We start from the raw sequence: 16,059 nt of genomic DNA, 5'->3' as shown, positions 1-16,059 counted from the left end.
GAGTCCGATCCACTCCTCCCGACGAATCTCTTCTTCATCCGAGTGGCCAGGGCACTCACCCACCGACCGGCGTACGCGACGAAGCGACGCACCAACGAAGGAAGAACCGTGAAAAGAGCACGTGTCGCAACTCCTCTTGTCCTCCTTGCCGCGGGGGCGCTCCTGCTCTCGGGCTGCTCGAATCCCACCGCCACCGCGTCCGGCGAGGCGGGCGACTGGGCCGACGCCACGGCGGACCTCGACGGCGTCACGTTGACGCTGTGGACGGCGCAGTCCACCTCGTCCGTGCCGGAAGGCGTCATCGCGGCCTTCGAGGAGGCCACCGGCGCAACGGTGGACAACGTGACGGTCCCCGACCAGTACGAGACGAACGTCCAGACCCAGCTCGCGACCGGCGAGACACCGGACCTGATGTTCTGGCAGGCGACGGAATCCGGGCTGCGCATCATTCAGGCGCCCGAGAAGCTGCAGTCCCTCGACGGGGCGCCCTGGCTCGAGAAGCTGGACGAGCCGTCGCAGAAGATGGGCACCCTCGACGACGTGCACTACGCGGCGCCGATCAAGGCTCCCAGCGTGATCGGGGTCTACTACAACAAGTCCAACTTCGAGAAGGCCGGCATCACCGAGACGCCGGTCGGCTACGACGGTCTGCTGGATGCGGCGCAGAAGCTGAAGGCGGCGGGAGTGGTCGCCCCCGCGTACGAGGCGAGCGCGGACCGCTGGCCCAACCAATGGTGCGTGCAGACGATGCTCGCGGATGAAGCAGCCGATGGGTTCTGGGAGCGGATCAACGAGAACGAGGACTCGTTCACCAACCCGAAGGTGGTCGAGGCGATCGAGCGCTGCGAGGAGCTGTACACCACCGCGGGCAACCCGAACATCAAGACGGCCACGTTCGCCGAACAGGCGGAAGCCCTCCTCTCCGGCGAGGCCGGCATGGTCGTTCAGGTGAACGCCCTGGTCGACCAGATGGCGGCGTCGGCCGATCTCGCCGAGCTCGATGAGAACATCGGGTTCTTCCCGATCTCGCCGACCGGCAACGTCGGCACCGTCATCGACGAGCAGACCAACACCGTCGTCGCGTTCAAGTCGGGGGATGCCGAGCGCGAGGCCGCCACCCGCCAGTTCCTGCGCTTCTGGCTCGAGGACTACTACCCGACGTTCATCGAGGAGCGGGGATACGTCTCGCTCCAGCCGGACGTGCCGACCCCCGACAACGTGCCGCAGATCGGGACGGAGAACTACCCGGCGGCCGTGGAGGAGAAGGTCGGGTCGATGCAGAACGAGGCGATCGTCAACCCGGATCTGTATCTCTACCTGGTCGACATGTACTACGGCGAGAAGACTCCCGAGCAGGTCGCCGAGGCGACACAGGAGAACTTCGTGCAGCTCGCCACGGCCGTCGGCGCCGAAGGATTCTGACCGATGGGGGTTCGCCGGCACGGTCGGCGAACCCCCGCTCCCGATTGGAGGACGATCAGTGACGATCACACGTCCCGCGCGAGACCCCCTCGCCACCGTCGAGTCGGCGCTGGAGGTCGCTCGCACCCGGCCCGCCGCCCGCCGCAAGCTCGAGCACCCGTGGCTGTTCATCGTTCCGGCGTTCGCCGTGCTGGTGGTGTTCTTCTTCACCCCGACGCTGCTCAACATGGTCTACCCCTTCACCGACTGGTCCGCGTTCAAGTCCGAGATCAACTTCGTCGGCCTCGACAACTTCCGCAGAGTGATCGAAGACGGGTCGCTGTTTGCGGCACTGCGCATCACCCTCACCTACGCCGTGCTGGTGGCGATCTTCCAGAACCTGTTCGGGTTGGGCCTCGCGGTGCTGCTGGAGCGGGACACCATCCTCAACCGCATCGCCCGCGCCCTCTTCTTCCTCCCCGTCCTCATCTCCGCGCTGGCCGGCGGGTACATCGCTCAAGCGATGCTGAAGCCCGACGGCGGACTGAACCAGATCCTGGGATTCCTCTTCGGCCGCGACGTCGCGGTCGCCTGGCTGGGCAGCACCACCTGGACGATCGTGGTCGTCGCTCTCGTGCATGGGTGGAAGTGGATGGGGTTGGCGATGCTCGTCTTCCTCGCCGGTCTCAAATCCGTTCCCAGCGAGCTGATCGAGGCGGCCCGCATCGACGGCGCCTCGCCGTGGCAGATCTTCCGCAACATCAAGTTCCCCCTCCTCGCCCCGGCCGTGACCTTCAACGTGGCGACGGCGCTCATCGGAACGCTCAACGGGTTCGACATCGTGCAGGCCACCACCGGCGGCGGACCCGCGCGATCGACCGAGGTGCTCAACATCTTCATCTTCCGCACCTTCGGCAGCGGACTCTACGCACAGGCATCCACCATGAGCCTGGTTCTCTTCCTCTGCGTGGTGGCCATCGCCATCCCGCTGATCACCTACCTCCGCCGCAGAGAGAGGGTGCTCGCATGACCCGCACTCGATCACGTTCGTTCACCCGGCTGGGACAGCCGGCCCTCGTGCTGCTGCTCCTCCTGCTCCTGATCGCCGTTCCGTTCTGGCTCGTGCTGTCGACGTCGGGCAAGCCGCTGGATGAAGCGCTGAACCCGAACCTCGATCCCCCGAGCACGTGGCAGCTGGCCGAGAACTACTCCGAAGCAGCGACCAAGGGCGAGATCTGGCTCGCTCTTCTGGGCAGCGTCACCATCGTCGTGCCCGCTGTGCTCATCGTCCTCATCCTGGGCGCCATGGCGGCGTGGGTGTTCGCCCGCCGCTCCGGACGGATGGCCGCCGCCCTGTATGCGGTCGGGATCTCGGGCGTCCTCATCCCGCCCGCCGCCGTGACGCTGGTCGTCGTACTGCGGCAGCTGGGTCTGGCCGGGACTTCTGCGGGCCTGATCGGCGTCTACTCCGGGATGTACCTGTCGCTGGTCATCTTCTTCATCACCGGCTTCGTCCGGACGGTGCCCATCGAACTGGAAGAGGCGGCGCGGGTCGACGGCGCGGGACCCGTGAAGGTCTTCTTCCGCATCATCCTGCCGCTCCTCTCCCCCGTCATGGCCACGAGCGCGATCCTCGTGACGCTGTTCGCGTGGAACGACGTCTTCTACGCCTTCTTCGTGCTCGGCGGGGGCAACGTCTCCACGATCCCGCTGAATCTTTTCAAGGTCGCCAACACCGCCCTTTACACGAACGCCTGGAACCTGATCTTCGCGTACGTGGTGCTCGCGAGCGTGCCTCTCGTCGCGCTCTTCGCCGTCGCACAGCGCAGGATCATCTCCGGCGTGACGTCGGGCGCCGTCAAGTGACCGGGCTCGGCCGCTGCTTCTCGCGCGGGCTCATCGCCCCCCACCCGAACTTCCCTGTAGTCCCTTCGAAAGGAACCCGCACGACATGACTGTGAACACACGCCCGGTGGTGGCGCTCGTCGGACTCGGCTTCGGGGCGGAATTCGCGCCCATCTATCGCGACCACCCCGATGTCGAGCGCGTGGTGCTGTGCGACGCCGATCAGGATGCGCTGCAGACGGTCGGCGACCGCCTGGGCATCACCGAGCGATACAGCCGCCTCGAGGACGTGCTCGCCCAGCCGCACATCGACGCGGTGCACCTCGTGACCGCGCTGCCGGACCATGGCGCGCAGAGCATCGCGGTGCTCGAGAGCGGCAAGCACTGCGCGAGCACGGTGCCCATGGCGATCTCGATCAACGAGATGGCCGAGATCGTGCGTCTCGAAGCGGAGACCGGCAAGAACTACATGATGATGGAGACCGCGGTGTACACCCGCGAGTTCCTGCACTGTCAGAGCATCTTCGACGCCGGCCGGTTCGGCCAGGTGACGTACGCCAAGGGTCTGCACTACCAGGACATGGAGGGCTGGCCGAGCTACTGGGAGGGGCTCCCGCCTCTGTGGTACATGACTCACGCCGTCGCGCCGCTGCTGCGGCTGCTCGACACCCGCGCCACGTCCGTACGCAGCCTGGGCTCGGGGCGCCTTTCCTCGGAGCGGCAAACCCGGTACGGGAACCCGTTCCCGGCCGAGACGGCGATCTTCGAGCTCGAGGACACCGACGTGTCGATCGAGATCTCCCGCACGCTGTTCCAGGCGGCACGCTCATACACCGAGGCCTTCGCGATCTACGGGGAGAACTACGGATTCGAGTGGCCGCAGATCGAAGAGGAGCCGCCGGTGCATTTCGTCACGCGGCCTCGGGAGGGAGAGGGCGGTCGGCACAAGCAGGCGGTGGAGGTCGAGGCGGTCCGTATCGAGGCCCCCGATCGAGCCGATCTGCTGCCGCGCGAGATCGCCGCGTACACGCGCGAGAGCGTCTACTCCGACGGCTCGCACGCCTCCTTCATCCAGGGCGGAGGTCACGGCGGCTCCCATCCCCACCTCGTCCATGAGTTCGTCCGCAGCATCGTCGAAGAGAGGCCGTCCGCGATCAATGCAGTGGTGGCGGCCAACTGGAGCGCTCCGGGCGTCGCCGCGCACGAGTCCGCCCTCCGCGACGGCGAACGAATCGAGGTGCCGCGGTTCGAGCGCGTCGCCGCATCTACAGTGTGAGGAAGGCGGGATGTCGCCCTCAGGTGGTCGGGTCCACGTCGGGAAGGAGGCACCGTGACGCAGCCCTCTCCCAGTAAGGCGCCCAAGATCGCGGATGTCGCGCGAGTCGCCGGCGTATCGGTGCCGACCGTCTCGCGCTACCTGAACGGGACCACCCCGGTCAGCGACCGCCTCCGGGAGCGGATCGCGGCGGCCATCACGCAGCTCGGCTACCGACCGAACAGCGCCGCCCGTGCACTGGCGCTCGGGCGCCGATCGATGATCGCGATCCTGGCGGGGAACTCCTCACGGTTCGGCTGGGCGCGGACCATCCAGGGGATCGAGGTGAGCGCACGTCAGGAGGGGTACGCGTCCATCATCTCCGTCGTCGACTCCGCGTCCGAGGCCGACGTGTCCGAAGCCGTCGAGCTGGTCCTGGCCGAGAACCTCGCGGGAGTGATCGTCCTCGAATTCGACGAGCCCGGCCGCGCCGTCCTCGAGGCGCTCAGCTCGACCCTGCCGACGGTGGCCGTGAGCGGAGGAGACCCATCCGATCCCTCCATCCCCTACGCGCTGCTCGACGAGAGGGCTGCGGGGCGGAACCTGACCGAACACCTGCTCTCCCTCGGACACGAGACCGTGCATCACGTCTCTCAGCCGACGATGGGGCAGTCGCTGGGGCGGACCGAAGGCTGGCGAGCCGCGCTGGAGGAGGCGGGCGCCCCCGTGCCCCCCGTGCTCTCGTGCACGTGGGACCCGGCCACCGGCTACGCGGCCGGTCAGGCGCTTGCGGACCAGGATGACGTCACCGCGGTGTTCTGCGCCAACGACGACATCGCGATCGCCGTGATGCGTGCGTTCTCCGACAACGGCATCGAGGTTCCCCACGACATCGCGGTGATGGGCTTCGACAACCAGCCGCTGGCGCAGTTCTGGGCTCCCTCGCTCAGCACGGTCCATCAGGATTTCGACGATCTGGGCGCCCGCGCCTTCGGCCTCCTCTCCGCTCTCATCGGAGGTTCGTCGCAGCCGCAGAACTCGATCGTCGTACCCGAGATGATCATCCGGGAATCGACGGAGCCCTGAGATCGTGCCCGATCTGCGGTGGGGTGACCCGAACCTCGAGCTGACCTTCGTCTGGTCGGAGTCGACCCCCGTGTCGCTCACGGCGGTCCGCTCATCCAGTGCGTCGCTGGAGATGCCGGATGCCGTGCCGTTCGTCGAGGTGATCACGGCGGACGCCGGGCATACATCCGCATCACGCCGACTCGACCACACCCGGATCGGCCGCGACCTGCGCTATGTGTCGCACGAACAGGACTCGGACGAGGGGTCCTCGAGTCTGCGCATCCATCAGCGGGACGACGCACACGGGCTGCATGTCACGATCGAGCTGCACGCGCACCACGGCACCGGTGCCGTGAGCGCCCGCGTGCACCTCTCCAATTCCGGGGGACGGGAGGCCGTCCTGCTGTCGGTCACCAGCTGGAGCTCCGCGTTCGGGGGACGGACGGGCGGCGATTCGGCCTTCGACACCTGGACATTGACGTCCGGTACCAGTGAGTGGCTGGCCGAGGGGCGATGGTCCTCCTCGGATCTGCGCCTCGGGCCACTCCCGGCGATCGCAGAGGATCTGACGGGCCACGATCGTCGAAGCGCGCTGACGCAGACGTCCAGCGGCACCTGGTCGACGAGCGGCGGGCTGCCGGTCGCGGGCGTCGAGTCATCGGATCAACGCGCCGCGTGGGCCTGGCAGATCGAGCACAACGGGGGGTGGCGCTGGGACGTCGCAGAGAACATCGCCGGCGGCATTTTCTCGCTCTCCGGTCCGACCGACACGGATCACGCGTTCACGAAGATCCTCCGACCGGGCGACCGCTTCTCCAGCGTGCCGGTCACCGTCGCGCTGGCATCCGACATCCCGGACGCCGTCGCATCGCTCACGCGCCACCGGCGCCGCTCACGCAGAGCGCACAGCGACAACGCGGCGATGCCGGTCATCTACAACGACTACATGAACACCCTCAGCGGCGACCCGTCCAGCGAGAAGCTGCACCCCCTCATCGCGGCCGCGGCCGACGCGGGGGCGGAGGTCTTCTGCGTCGACGCGGGGTGGTACGACGACAGCGGATCGTGGTGGGGCAGCGTCGGCGAGTGGATGCCGTCGGCGCGCCGCTTCCCGGGTGGGCTCGCGCCCGTCACCGACGACATCCGGGAGCGAGGCATGATCGCGGGACTCTGGCTCGAACCCGAGGTGATCGGCGTACGCAGCCCGATCGCGGCATCCCTCCCCGACGACGCCTTCTTCCAGCGGCACGGCGCGCGCGTCGAAGAGCACGAGCGGTTCCACCTCGACGTGAGGCACCCCGCGGCCCGCGCGCACCTCGACGCCGTGGTCGACCGCCTGGTCGCCGACCTGGGGGTCGGCTACTTCAAGTTCGATTACAACATCAACCCCGGCTCGGGCACCGACGTGCGTGCCGACAGCGTGGGCGATGGACTGCTGCAGCACAACCGCGCGCACCTCGAGTGGCTCGACGGCGTGCTCGACCGGCATCCGGACCTGATCATCGAGAACTGCGCATCGGGCGCGATGCGGATGGACTACGCCCTCTTGTCGCGGCTTCAGCTCCAGTCCACCTCCGACCAGCAGGACTTCCGGCTCTACCCGCCGATCGCCGCATCCGCGCCGATGTCGATGCTCCCCGAACAGGCGGCGAACTGGTCGTACCCGGACCCCGAGATGGGCGACGAGGAGGTGGCCTTCTGCCTGGTCACCGGGCTGCTCGGCCGCTTCTACCTCTCGGGCTTCCTCGACCGGCTCTCACCCGACCGCTTCGGCCTGGTTCGCGAGGCGGTGGCTGCGGCGAAGACCCTTCGACCCGGCATCCAGCGGTCGACCCCGCTCTGGCCGCTCGGCCTTCCGAGCTGGACATCACCGTGGGTCGCGCTCGGTCTCGCCCTGCCGGATGCCTCCGAGACGTGCGTGTCGGTCTGGCGTCGGCACGGTTCGGATGCGCCGCTCGACGCGCGGTTGCAGCTGCCGCTCTACCGAGGCAGGGATGTCGCGGTGGATACGGTGTTTCCCGCAGCGCTTCCCGCGTGGTCGGTGGAGTGGGACGCCGCGACGGGAACGCTCGGGGTGAGGGCTGCGGAAGACGTGACGGCGGCGCGCACGTTCCGGGTGCGTCCGCGCTGACCCACGGCGTCCGGCCTACAGGAGCGCCTCGATCCAGAACGGCACCGAGGCCACGGCCACCCCCAGGATCATCAAGATGATCGCGATCGGAACGGAACGCCGCACGACGCCTGTTCCGAGCCGCGTGAGAACGCGGTCGAGGAAGGCGTGGGTCTTCTTGCGGGTGAGCAGGCCGACGATGAGAAGGATCAGGCACGGAAGGCAGTAGACAAGGGTGTAGAGGCCGATGACGGCGAGTCCGCTGGATGGCGGTACGTCGGCGGCGACCATCCGTTCGATGGCGATGAAGTACGAGAACGCGTTGGGAAGGTCGGCCGCGGTGACGACTATTCCGAACGGCACCGCCGTCGCCGGCCGGAACCAGGTGGGAAGTGCGATGGGTGAGCGTGGGCGTTCCTGGAGGCGCCGGATGCCGGCCACGATCAGCGCGATGCCACCGGCTCCGAAGGCGAGGATGCGCAGGACGACGACGATTCCTTCGACCGCGCCCGCTGCCGCTCCCGCGGTCAGGAAGAGGGCGGCGCCGACCGTGAACACCGCCAGAGCGGCACCCGTGATCGCCGCGGCGGCGGTGACGCCGGGGCGTCGAGGAACAAGAACGAGGATCAGCGCCACGGTCGCGATGGTCGCCGGATTGAACGAGTCGAGAACCGCGAGGCCGATGATGCCGAGCAGCAGCTCGATGTTCACGGGCGAGTCCTCGGCGCGGAAAGGAGCGCCGTCGACACCTCGGCAGCTTCGGCGACGGCGTTGAGGGAGGGGATCGAGCCGCCCTCGATCGTCAGCCGGCGGGTCTCCCGCAGTATCCGTCCGCGCATCTCCATAGAGGCCAGCATACGTACCGACCGACCGGCCGGTCTGGGAATCCGGTGCGAGATTGCGCATGGCCGAGCCCCTGGACGCAAGAACCCCCACCTCTGCCGAGGTGGGGGGGTACTTCGCGCGGGGCCTTCTCACTCACCCCACGGGCCGCTGCCGTTCGATGATCTCCGTGAGGTCCGAGGGGAACCGGTGCACCTCCTGCGGCCAGTCCAGTGCGACGGCCAACCGTCCTGCCCAGTAACGCGCGGCCTCATCGTCCGCCACGTCCACGACGGCGAAGCCGCCGAGGTGCTCCTTGGTCTCGACGAACGGCCCATCGGTGAAGACCGGCTTCCCGTCCTCGCTCACGACACTGAAGATGGCGGTCGAGGCATCGATTCCCCCATCCCCGTAGAGGAAGACGCCCGCCTCTTTCATGTCGTCGAGCACAGCTCGCGACGCCTCGCTCTTGGCACGCAGTTCGTCGGGGGTGTGCTCGGGCACCCACTCGTCGTTGAATGCAATCAGATATTTCGGCACTGCCGTCTCCTCTCATCGGGACCAGAGCCATGTCGTGGCTCCTGAGGCGACCCGAAACGGGTCGCACACCTTATCCACGAACGGCGACGCTCGAATACGACACTATTGCTGCGACATCCCACCCGGTCACGCCGACGGCGATGGCTGGCTGCGCCTCGAGTTCAGTCGGCTGCCGGCGGAGTGTGGACGAAGACGTCCACCATGTCCCCGCGGAGATACAGGCTGACCACGCTGCCGCCCGGAAGCCATTCGCCGAAGCCGTCATTCGAGTCCGCCGCGACGCCCAGGTGGAGGGCGAGTTCCCTTCCCGGTGGCAGGCACTCGAATTCGAACCGGCCGCTGCCTGCACTGTCCCAAGCGATGAGGCAAGTGCTGCCCAGGCTGTTCTCAACGGACCACACGTTGACGTCGTGGTACTGCTCGAACCGGAGGAGTGTGGTGGTGTCCGCAACCTCGCCAAAGCCATCCAGCGTCTGGATCAGTGGGCTATTCGGCGGCTGCACCGCGGTGGGCTGCAGCGTCGCGTCGGGCTGCGGTGCAAGGAGCCGGGCCGCGGCGTAGATGAGGATTGCGATTACCACGGTCGATCCGACGACGAACCATGCGCGGCTCCGCGTCGCGGTGGCGCGCTGCCACAGCGACGGCGACGCCTCGGCCGCACGGCTGCCGACGGATTGTGTGACGGTGACCGGAGCCGGAGCGCCCGCGTGAGCGGCTTCGAGTTCGATCAGCCTCGCCATCGCCGCCGGATCGGCATCGATGTCGGATGCCGGACCGTACGCCCGTGCGCGCAGGTCATTCAACTCGCGTTCGGCGTCCGACAGGCGCGAGTGTGTGATGCGCTGAAACGACTCGGGGTCCGGGTTCGATGCGGAGGGCGATCCATCCACGGTTGCAACGTACACCCGCTCGCCACGCGCGCACAGTGAGCGCCGTTTTCCCGGAACGCCCTGACTGTCAGCCCCAATCCGCAGACTTGAACCATTCCGTCAGCGCGGACTGGAAGCGTTCCGGCTCGACGTTCGCTACCCACCCATGCGGGGCGACGGCGGTCTCCACAACGGTGACTTCCGGATGCGCCGCAGCGAACTCCTCCGTCAGTTCGAACGGGATCTCCTCGTCACCCCCGGAGTGCAAAGACGACACCGCCGACGAGTGCGTGGTGCTGGAACGTCTTCCCGAACCACAGTCCGTACTCGCCGACCGCCGACGTCAGGGTGCTGAGAGGCAGCTCGACGTCGTCGCCGATGCGACGTGCGCTGATGATTTTCCGCCGCGGCTGGACGCCTACGACCCGGCGGGCGAGCGCCCGGATGAGCCACGCGAAGGGCGCGAGCAGAACGACCAGAAAGACAAGGGGCAGTAGTGCGACGATCAGGCGACCCCTCCTCCGCACCGCTCCCTCACTCGTCCATGGGTGGTCAGGGGCACTTCACCCGGGTCGATTCCCCCCGGGACGATCGGTTCGGGCATTGTGGGACGATGACCACGCCATCCGTTGTGCACGTCGTCCTCGTCCGCTGGAAGCCGGATGCCGATGCCGCCGCCCTTCAAGAATTGACCGAACTGGCGAGCGCATTCCCGGACACCATCCCGGGAGTACTCGCCGTTCACTGCGGGGCGAACACCAGCCCGGAAGGACTTGCGGGCGGATTCGAGTGGGCGCTCATCGTCAGCTTCGCGAGCAGCGCAGCCCGAGACGACTACCTACCGCATCCGGCGCACCAACCGGTCGCGCAGCTCATTTCTCGGTTCGCGGAACAGGTGGTCGTCTTCGACGTCGATGCGTGACGTCGCCCGTCGTGGCAACTCCGGTGCTTCCCCAAAGGACCCCACCGCGGTGACGCTAAAGCGGTCGGGGCCGGGGTAGTCAATAGGTATACGTGCTCGCGCGCAGGATGCCCGACAGGCGCGTGTTCTGCCGGATCGGAAACAGCTCCGATTGTGTCTGGTCGAGCGCGGGCAGGCGGATCCATTGGCCGCCTCCCACCTCATCGCCGTTCAGGCGACGTCTGACCCGCCAGTCATCGCCTTCTGGCTCGACCTCCTCGACGGCCAGCCAGCCGGTCCGAGAGCCTCCCGCATCAACTGTCCGAACAGCGAATCCGCGGCCGATCACGTAGAACAAATCTTGTCGCACGCGAGCCACCAAACCGACGCCGTTCCTCTCCGAGGGGAAGGTCTCGGCAAGGTGGCTGCTGCTGACCTCGACCGCTCCATCGCCGAAGAGGCGCTTCGTCGACTTGTCACCGGTGAGCGTGAATCCATGCATCTCGGCATCCGGATACTGCTCGAGAACTTTCCCCGCCGCGGACAGCAACCGGAACGCGTCGGTGACGTCCGAGTAGTGAGGATCGTCCTTCGCCATGATGTCGAACGCGAAGGGAGCGACGCCCGCCGCCCCCAGCTCACCGACTGCGCGGAACATCTGCTCCACCCCGGTTCGATTGCACTGCATCTCGGGGATGAACAGGATTCCGTCGATCGCGGCGTACTCGCTCGCGATCGCATCGAACGTGCCGAAATAGAGATCCGGTGCGAGGAAGTCGAGCGTCGGCGCGAGCGCACGCCAGATGCTCGCGGTGTGTCGAAGCGGTCCGCCGCTCGGGTACTCACCGGGCCGAACCCCGCCGGCGAGCGCGAACCCGGCCTCTCCGCCATCGCTCTGCGCATTGGCGTCGACCCAGGCATTCACGTAGAGGGGGATGTCGAATTCCGCGCGACCCGCCCGAGCGACCTCATCGATGTACGACGCGTATGCAGCTGCCATGAAGGCCTCGTCCGCCTCCTCTGAGAAGACACCTTCCCAATTGCTGTCCCTCGCCGTGCCGGTCCTCCGAACCGCCCCCAGGAGACGCCCCTCGTCGAGTCGACCCAGCGCGTCGAGCACCGCTGCCGGCACCGGATCCGCCCACTTCTCCTCTGCGAGTCGACTCCGGTCGCGGGAGTCGCCGAGTACTCCGACCTCGTTCTCGACCTGAAGCATCAACACCGTCTCCCCATCGTCGAGCTCTTTCAGATGACGCATCAGCGCGGCGAAGGCGCGGGCATCCGCCTCACAAGCGGAGCGAGAGAACGGGGAGATCGCCTCGATGGGGGTTCCCGCCGATGTGTGGATGCGCGGGAAGCGAGCGGCATCGCGCTTGACCCAGCCGGGCACGTAGTTCGACATCCCGTTCTTCCACGTTCCGAACCAGAGCGGGATGACGTGCAGGGAGTGGGTGCGGGCGGCGCCGATCAGCGCGTCGACGATGCTGAAGTCGAAGACGCCCTCCTCGGGCTCGATCGACTCCCAGGCGACCGGCGCCAGTACGGTATTGACACCCATGAGGGCGGCCGCATCCAGCGACTCCGTGATGGCGGCGCGCGTGCTGCTCCCGGAGTTGTGGAGCTCGCCGCCCACGATGAGGTACGGACGTCCGTGCAGCATGAGACGACCATGCTCGAATCGGCGGTGCAGAAGGCTGTTCATCAGATTCTCCTCGGCGGTGGTGCGCTCAGGACTCGGGTGCCAGGACGACGCGGATCGCGATGTAGGGGCGGGCGGGCAGCTCGACACGCACCTGGCCGGTGTGGTCGCCGGGCAGTGGTTCGATCGTCATCTTCCAGGTGTCGAGGACCTCGATGGTGGCAGTCCGTCCCTCCGGAATGCGCACATCGCGGTAGCGAGGTCGGTGTCCTCCGTAGTACGTCACGATGTACCCGTCGGCGCCGCCGGACGGGAAGTCCCAGTCGCTGGGGAGCGGATCGAGCCGTCCCGTCGGTGACGCGTCGATGATCTGTCGGAGGAATGCGAGCCGCGGCAGGCTGTCGCCCTGCAGCGTGCCGCCCTTCGACCACCACAGCACATCGTCCTCCGAGTAGTACGTCTCGCCGTGCGTGAGGTATCCGCCGTGAAGGGTGGCGTCCCAGAAGCGCCGCACCATCTCTTCTGCGGGAAGGTTGCCCCACCCCTGGTCGATGTCGCCCTCATAGCCGGATTCGTCGACGATGACGGGTTTGTCCCAGGCACGCTTCCACCGGGCGATGGACTTGCCGATCGTGTAGTCACCGCTCTGGATGCTGCAGTGAGTAGCCCAATCGACGGAGTAGTCGAAGACCTCGACCCAGTTGTGGATCGAGAGAGGGTGGCCGTACGGGTCATTCGAGCGGACCAGGCGGGCGAGACGGTCCCAGTCCTCGCGGCCCTTCGTGGTGAGAAGGTCGTATTCGTTCGCCATCGACCACCACACGTGGGGAAATGCAGCAAGGCGTCGAGTGACGTAGGCGACATACCGGTCGTCGGCGGTGGGACCGAGCGTCGCGAAGCCCCACCGGTCGTAGGGGTGGAAGAGGATCAGGTCTGCCTCGACACCCAGCGCGGCCAGCTGGTCCAGTCGCGTCTCCAGGGCGGCGAAGTACTCCGGATCGAAGCGCGTGGTGTCCCAGCCGCCGCCCTCCGCACGGGGGAAGACGAACCGCTCCGGCTCGTTGGCGTTGAACATGAACGATTTCGGGAACAGGCCCATCCGGATCTTGTTGAACGGCGCCTGGGCGAGTGAGCGCAGCGTCTGCTCTTGCAGCGCCTCGTCCTGGTGCGTCCACGCGTAGGCAGTGGTCCCCACCGGCACGTACGCTGTGCCGTCGGCGTATGCGAAGTGCCCGCCGTCAACGGCCCGAACCGGTCCCCGTGCATCGCTCTCGGACACGCTGATCGTGCCGTGGATGCCGTCCAGGGAGCGGGCGTTGGAGGTGGTCGTGAAGCTCCAGCGACCGGCCGAGGGCGGAAGGAATCGAGCCCGGTACGTGCCATTGCCGTCGTAGAAGCCGCCGACGGTGATGTCCTTGCCCACTGTGCGGAAGGTCACGGTCAGCTCGACGTCCACGAACGGGTTGCCGTGGGACGGACCGTGCAGCACGATCTCCGTGCGGCGGTTCGCGCCCGCCCCCCGGGATGCTTCGACCCGTGCGCTTCCCCGTGGCACGGCACCCGACTCGTAGTCGGGAGCCGCGGCGATCGGGGCTTCGACCGCCGGACGCGGGCTGAGATCCTCGAACTCGGCGACGCCCTCCATGATCTGCGAGATGCGCGGGTCGTCATCGCCGAGGATGAGGCCCAGAATCGCGGCCGACGGGAAGTCCGCCAATTCGACGACCATCGGGGAATCCAGCACCTCGGGAGCTATGGAGCGGACGACGGCGGCGGCGTCACCGTGCGCGAGCACAGCGGATACGGGCGTGGATCGTTGAATGGTGCGCATAGGGGTTTTCCTTGAGTCGGGATCGAGCCTCGTCGCCCGGCAGGACCGGGGACCACGTTGTCTCTCGTCGAGAGTGTCAAACGGGCCGTTCGGCCGCCAGGACTTGCGCAATTTGCTGGCACCGCCGGCGGTTATTGCGCAACGTCGGTCAGGCCCGCACAGACCGGCACCACACTCTGACCCCGCTCGCACCAGAACCTGGCGTCGACCGCGGTCAGTCGTAGATCGGCCGATAGCTCACGCTCAGCAGGCGCCCACCGGGGTGAGGTGAACCGAGCGCCAGCATCCGGCCCGTGAAACCGGCCGCCACCTCGGTCGAGAAATAGCGACCGTCGAGCCGTGCCAATTTCACGAAGCCGTCACCTGTGTCCACCGACAGGGTGACGTCGTCGGGACCGGCATACCCGAAGGGCACGGGTGCGCTGCGCGGCACGGATGCCTCGAGCCGAAGCGTCACGCGGGGCGTTCTCACAGGGGCGGCAGCCACTTCCTGCCACACGTCTCCGATCCGGAGGATGGCACGGGCCGTTCCGGCATCCACCACAACACCGCACCAGTGACGCTCGTCCAGCCGCAGGCGGAACTCCCCTGCGCGTTCGACCACCGCCTCGGCGACCCAGGCGAAATCACGCACCCGTGCGCACAGCAGATCGGCGGCGGATCGACCCGCCGACGGGAAGTGAAGTCCGCCGTCGGGATCGCGCTCCACCGTGGACGCGGGTTCACCGTCTGCAACGACCCAACGCGGATCCAGCGCCGCCCCCGAGAAGTCATCCTCGAAGGCGGTATCCGGCACTGGGATGTCGAACCTGTACTCGTCGAAGACCGGCCAGCCATCGACCCAGTCGATGCCGGCGAGAAATGTCTCGCGTCCGAGCACGTGGAAGCCGGGAGTGGACCCGCGGGGCCGTGCGCCCAGGTAGACGACCGCCCATCGGCCGTCGGGTCCTTGCACCAGGTCCGCGTGTCCGACGCTCTGCACGGGGTGAGAACTGCTGCGATGGGTGAACACCGGGTTCCACGGGCAGGGTTCGAAGGGACCGGTCGGGCTCGTGCTCCTCGCCGCCGTGACGCAATGGCCGCGCTCGGTTCCGCCCTCGGCCAGCAGGATGTACCAGTGGTCGCCGATGCGATAGAGGTGCGGCCCTTCGGCGGCCTGCATACCGGACCCCTGCCAGATCGGGTAGTGCGGTTCCCGCAGGCGTCCGGTCTCGAGATCGATGCGCGCCTGACGGATCCCCTGTCCCCCGACGGTGAAGTCGAGCACATGCCACGTGAGGTAGCTCTCGCCGTCGTCGTCCCAGCAGAGGTCGGGGTCGATCCCGACTGCCTCGGGCACGAAGACCGGCTCGCTCCACGGTCCGGCGGGGTCGGTGGCATGCACGATCACCTGGCCGGCGGCGAAGTCGCTGACGTTCGTGGTGATGAACCAGAACCGCCCTCCGTGAAACCGCAGCGTCGACCCGTAGATCCCCGTCGATGGACCGGGGGTGGTGAGCCGGAACTGCTCACGCGTCGTCAGGATGCTGCCGATCTGGGTCCACGAGACGAGGTCCGTGCTGTGAAAGATCGGCGCTCCCGGAAAGTACTCGAAGCTCGACGTTGCAAGGTAGTAGTCATCGCCCACGCGGCAGATCGTCGGGTCGGGGTGGAAGCCCGGGAGGATCGGCTGGAATGCGCCGTTTGCCGACGTGTCTGTTATTGCGCGACTCGCCGTGGACGTGTGCTCAGGCACTGGGGGCGCTCCGTTCGAGCGAGGTCGTGCCGGGGGGCGCGGG

The 16,059-nt window shown here is 67.4% G+C and carries 16 protein-coding genes; 8 read left to right on the top strand and 8 right to left on the bottom strand.

Annotated features, from left to right (window positions below):
* The first annotated feature begins 108 nt into the window (after window positions 1-108).
* The 6 genes from ACLQ2Q_RS05385 to ACLQ2Q_RS05360 all read left to right on the top strand — a co-directional run bounded on the left by ACLQ2Q_RS05385 (window position 109) and on the right by ACLQ2Q_RS05360 (window position 7,700).
* Window positions 109-1,422 carry an ABC transporter substrate-binding protein gene (locus ACLQ2Q_RS05385; protein ID WP_425818748.1) on the top strand — a complete coding sequence of 438 codons (1,314 nt, stop codon included), beginning with the start codon at window positions 109-111 and terminating at the stop codon, window positions 1,420-1,422.
* 58 nt (window positions 1,423-1,480) lie between these two features.
* Window positions 1,481-2,431, top strand: coding sequence for a carbohydrate ABC transporter permease (locus ACLQ2Q_RS05380; RefSeq protein WP_425818746.1), 951 nt, complete (start codon window positions 1,481-1,483; stop codon window positions 2,429-2,431).
* On the top strand, window positions 2,428-3,267 hold the full coding sequence (locus tag ACLQ2Q_RS05375) for a carbohydrate ABC transporter permease (protein ID WP_425818744.1): 840 nt from the start codon (window positions 2,428-2,430) through the stop codon (window positions 3,265-3,267). Before ACLQ2Q_RS05380 ends, ACLQ2Q_RS05375 begins: the two co-directional genes overlap by 4 nt.
* Before the next feature lie 85 nt (window positions 3,268-3,352).
* Entirely contained in the window at window positions 3,353-4,522 is a 1,170-nt protein-coding gene (locus tag ACLQ2Q_RS05370; RefSeq protein ID WP_425818742.1) for a Gfo/Idh/MocA family protein, read from the top strand.
* A gap of 54 nt (window positions 4,523-4,576) precedes the next feature.
* A complete protein-coding gene (locus tag ACLQ2Q_RS05365; protein ID WP_425818740.1) occupies window positions 4,577-5,587 on the top strand; it encodes a LacI family DNA-binding transcriptional regulator in 1,011 nt (336 codons plus the stop codon).
* A 4-nt stretch (window positions 5,588-5,591) separates the two neighbouring features.
* Window positions 5,592-7,700, top strand: a complete 2,109-nt coding sequence (locus tag ACLQ2Q_RS05360) for an alpha-galactosidase (protein WP_425818738.1) — start codon at window positions 5,592-5,594, stop codon at window positions 7,698-7,700.
* A gap of 15 nt (window positions 7,701-7,715) precedes the next feature.
* Here the strand turns inward: ACLQ2Q_RS05360 and ACLQ2Q_RS05355 are convergent, their stop codons facing one another.
* From ACLQ2Q_RS05355 to ACLQ2Q_RS05335, 5 genes are all read right to left on the bottom strand, one after another.
* A complete protein-coding gene (locus ACLQ2Q_RS05355; protein ID WP_425818736.1) occupies window positions 7,716-8,390 on the bottom strand; it encodes a GAP family protein in 675 nt (224 codons plus the stop codon).
* Window positions 8,387-8,524 carry a hypothetical protein gene (locus tag ACLQ2Q_RS05350; RefSeq protein ID WP_425818734.1) on the bottom strand — a complete coding sequence of 46 codons (138 nt, stop codon included), beginning with the start codon at window positions 8,522-8,524 and terminating at the stop codon, window positions 8,387-8,389. The genes ACLQ2Q_RS05355 and ACLQ2Q_RS05350 overlap by 4 nt, the downstream gene beginning before the upstream one ends.
* Window positions 8,525-8,657: 133 nt before the next feature.
* Complete coding sequence (locus tag ACLQ2Q_RS05345) at window positions 8,658-9,041, bottom strand: YciI family protein (RefSeq protein ID WP_425818732.1); 384 nt, start codon at window positions 9,039-9,041, stop codon at window positions 8,658-8,660.
* A gap of 161 nt (window positions 9,042-9,202) precedes the next feature.
* Window positions 9,203-9,931, bottom strand: coding sequence for a hypothetical protein (locus tag ACLQ2Q_RS05340; protein WP_425818730.1), 729 nt, complete (start codon window positions 9,929-9,931; stop codon window positions 9,203-9,205).
* Window positions 9,932-9,998: 67 nt separating this feature from the next.
* Window positions 9,999-10,187 (bottom strand): hypothetical protein, encoded by a 189-nt coding sequence (locus ACLQ2Q_RS05335; RefSeq protein WP_425818728.1) that lies wholly within the window; start codon window positions 10,185-10,187, stop codon window positions 9,999-10,001.
* A 16-nt stretch (window positions 10,188-10,203) separates the two neighbouring features.
* Here ACLQ2Q_RS05335 and ACLQ2Q_RS05330 point away from each other — a divergent pair, with 16 nt between their 5' ends.
* On the top strand, window positions 10,204-10,407 hold the full coding sequence (locus tag ACLQ2Q_RS05330; protein WP_425818726.1) for a hypothetical protein: 204 nt from the start codon (window positions 10,204-10,206) through the stop codon (window positions 10,405-10,407).
* Window positions 10,408-10,523: 116 nt separating this feature from the next.
* Window positions 10,524-10,832, top strand: coding sequence for a Dabb family protein (locus ACLQ2Q_RS05325; protein WP_425818724.1), 309 nt, complete (start codon window positions 10,524-10,526; stop codon window positions 10,830-10,832).
* 79 nt (window positions 10,833-10,911) lie between these two features.
* Here ACLQ2Q_RS05325 and ACLQ2Q_RS05320 read toward each other — a convergent pair whose 3' ends face one another.
* The 3 genes from ACLQ2Q_RS05320 to ACLQ2Q_RS05310 all read right to left on the bottom strand — a co-directional run bounded on the left by ACLQ2Q_RS05320 (window position 10,912) and on the right by ACLQ2Q_RS05310 (window position 16,016).
* A complete protein-coding gene (locus tag ACLQ2Q_RS05320; protein WP_425818722.1) occupies window positions 10,912-12,513 on the bottom strand; it encodes a DUF5597 domain-containing protein in 1,602 nt (533 codons plus the stop codon).
* A gap of 25 nt (window positions 12,514-12,538) precedes the next feature.
* On the bottom strand, window positions 12,539-14,281 hold the full coding sequence (locus tag ACLQ2Q_RS05315) for a DUF5605 domain-containing protein (RefSeq protein ID WP_425818720.1): 1,743 nt from the start codon (window positions 14,279-14,281) through the stop codon (window positions 12,539-12,541).
* A 214-nt stretch (window positions 14,282-14,495) separates the two neighbouring features.
* Window positions 14,496-16,016, bottom strand: coding sequence for a family 43 glycosylhydrolase (locus ACLQ2Q_RS05310; protein ID WP_425818718.1), 1,521 nt, complete (start codon window positions 16,014-16,016; stop codon window positions 14,496-14,498).
* Window positions 16,017-16,059: the final 43 nt, after the last annotated feature.

Source organism: Microbacterium sp. DT81.1, from assembly GCF_049844955.1.
Classification (GTDB): domain Bacteria; phylum Actinomycetota; class Actinomycetes; order Actinomycetales; family Microbacteriaceae; genus Microbacterium.
Note: the sequence above shows the minus strand (reverse complement) of the source record. Positions and strands in the feature narration are given on the sequence as shown.

Bases quoted from the DNA above. Each gene is read 5' to 3' on its own strand.
- ACLQ2Q_RS05325 (WP_425818724.1), top strand. From the start codon at position 10,524: ATGACCACGCCATCCGTTGTGCACGTCGTCCTCGTCCGCTGGAAGCCG.
- ACLQ2Q_RS05375 (WP_425818744.1), top strand. From the start codon at position 2,428: ATGACCCGCACTCGATCACGTTCGTTCACCCGGCTGGGACAGCCGGCC.
- ACLQ2Q_RS05370 (WP_425818742.1), top strand. From the start codon at position 3,353: ATGACTGTGAACACACGCCCGGTGGTGGCGCTCGTCGGACTCGGCTTC.
- ACLQ2Q_RS05320 (WP_425818722.1), bottom strand. From the start codon at position 12,513: ATGAACAGCCTTCTGCACCGCCGATTCGAGCATGGTCGTCTCATGCTG.
- ACLQ2Q_RS05350 (WP_425818734.1), bottom strand. From the start codon at position 8,524: ATGGAGATGCGCGGACGGATACTGCGGGAGACCCGCCGGCTGACGATC.
- ACLQ2Q_RS05315 (WP_425818720.1), bottom strand. From the start codon at position 14,281: ATGCGCACCATTCAACGATCCACGCCCGTATCCGCTGTGCTCGCGCAC.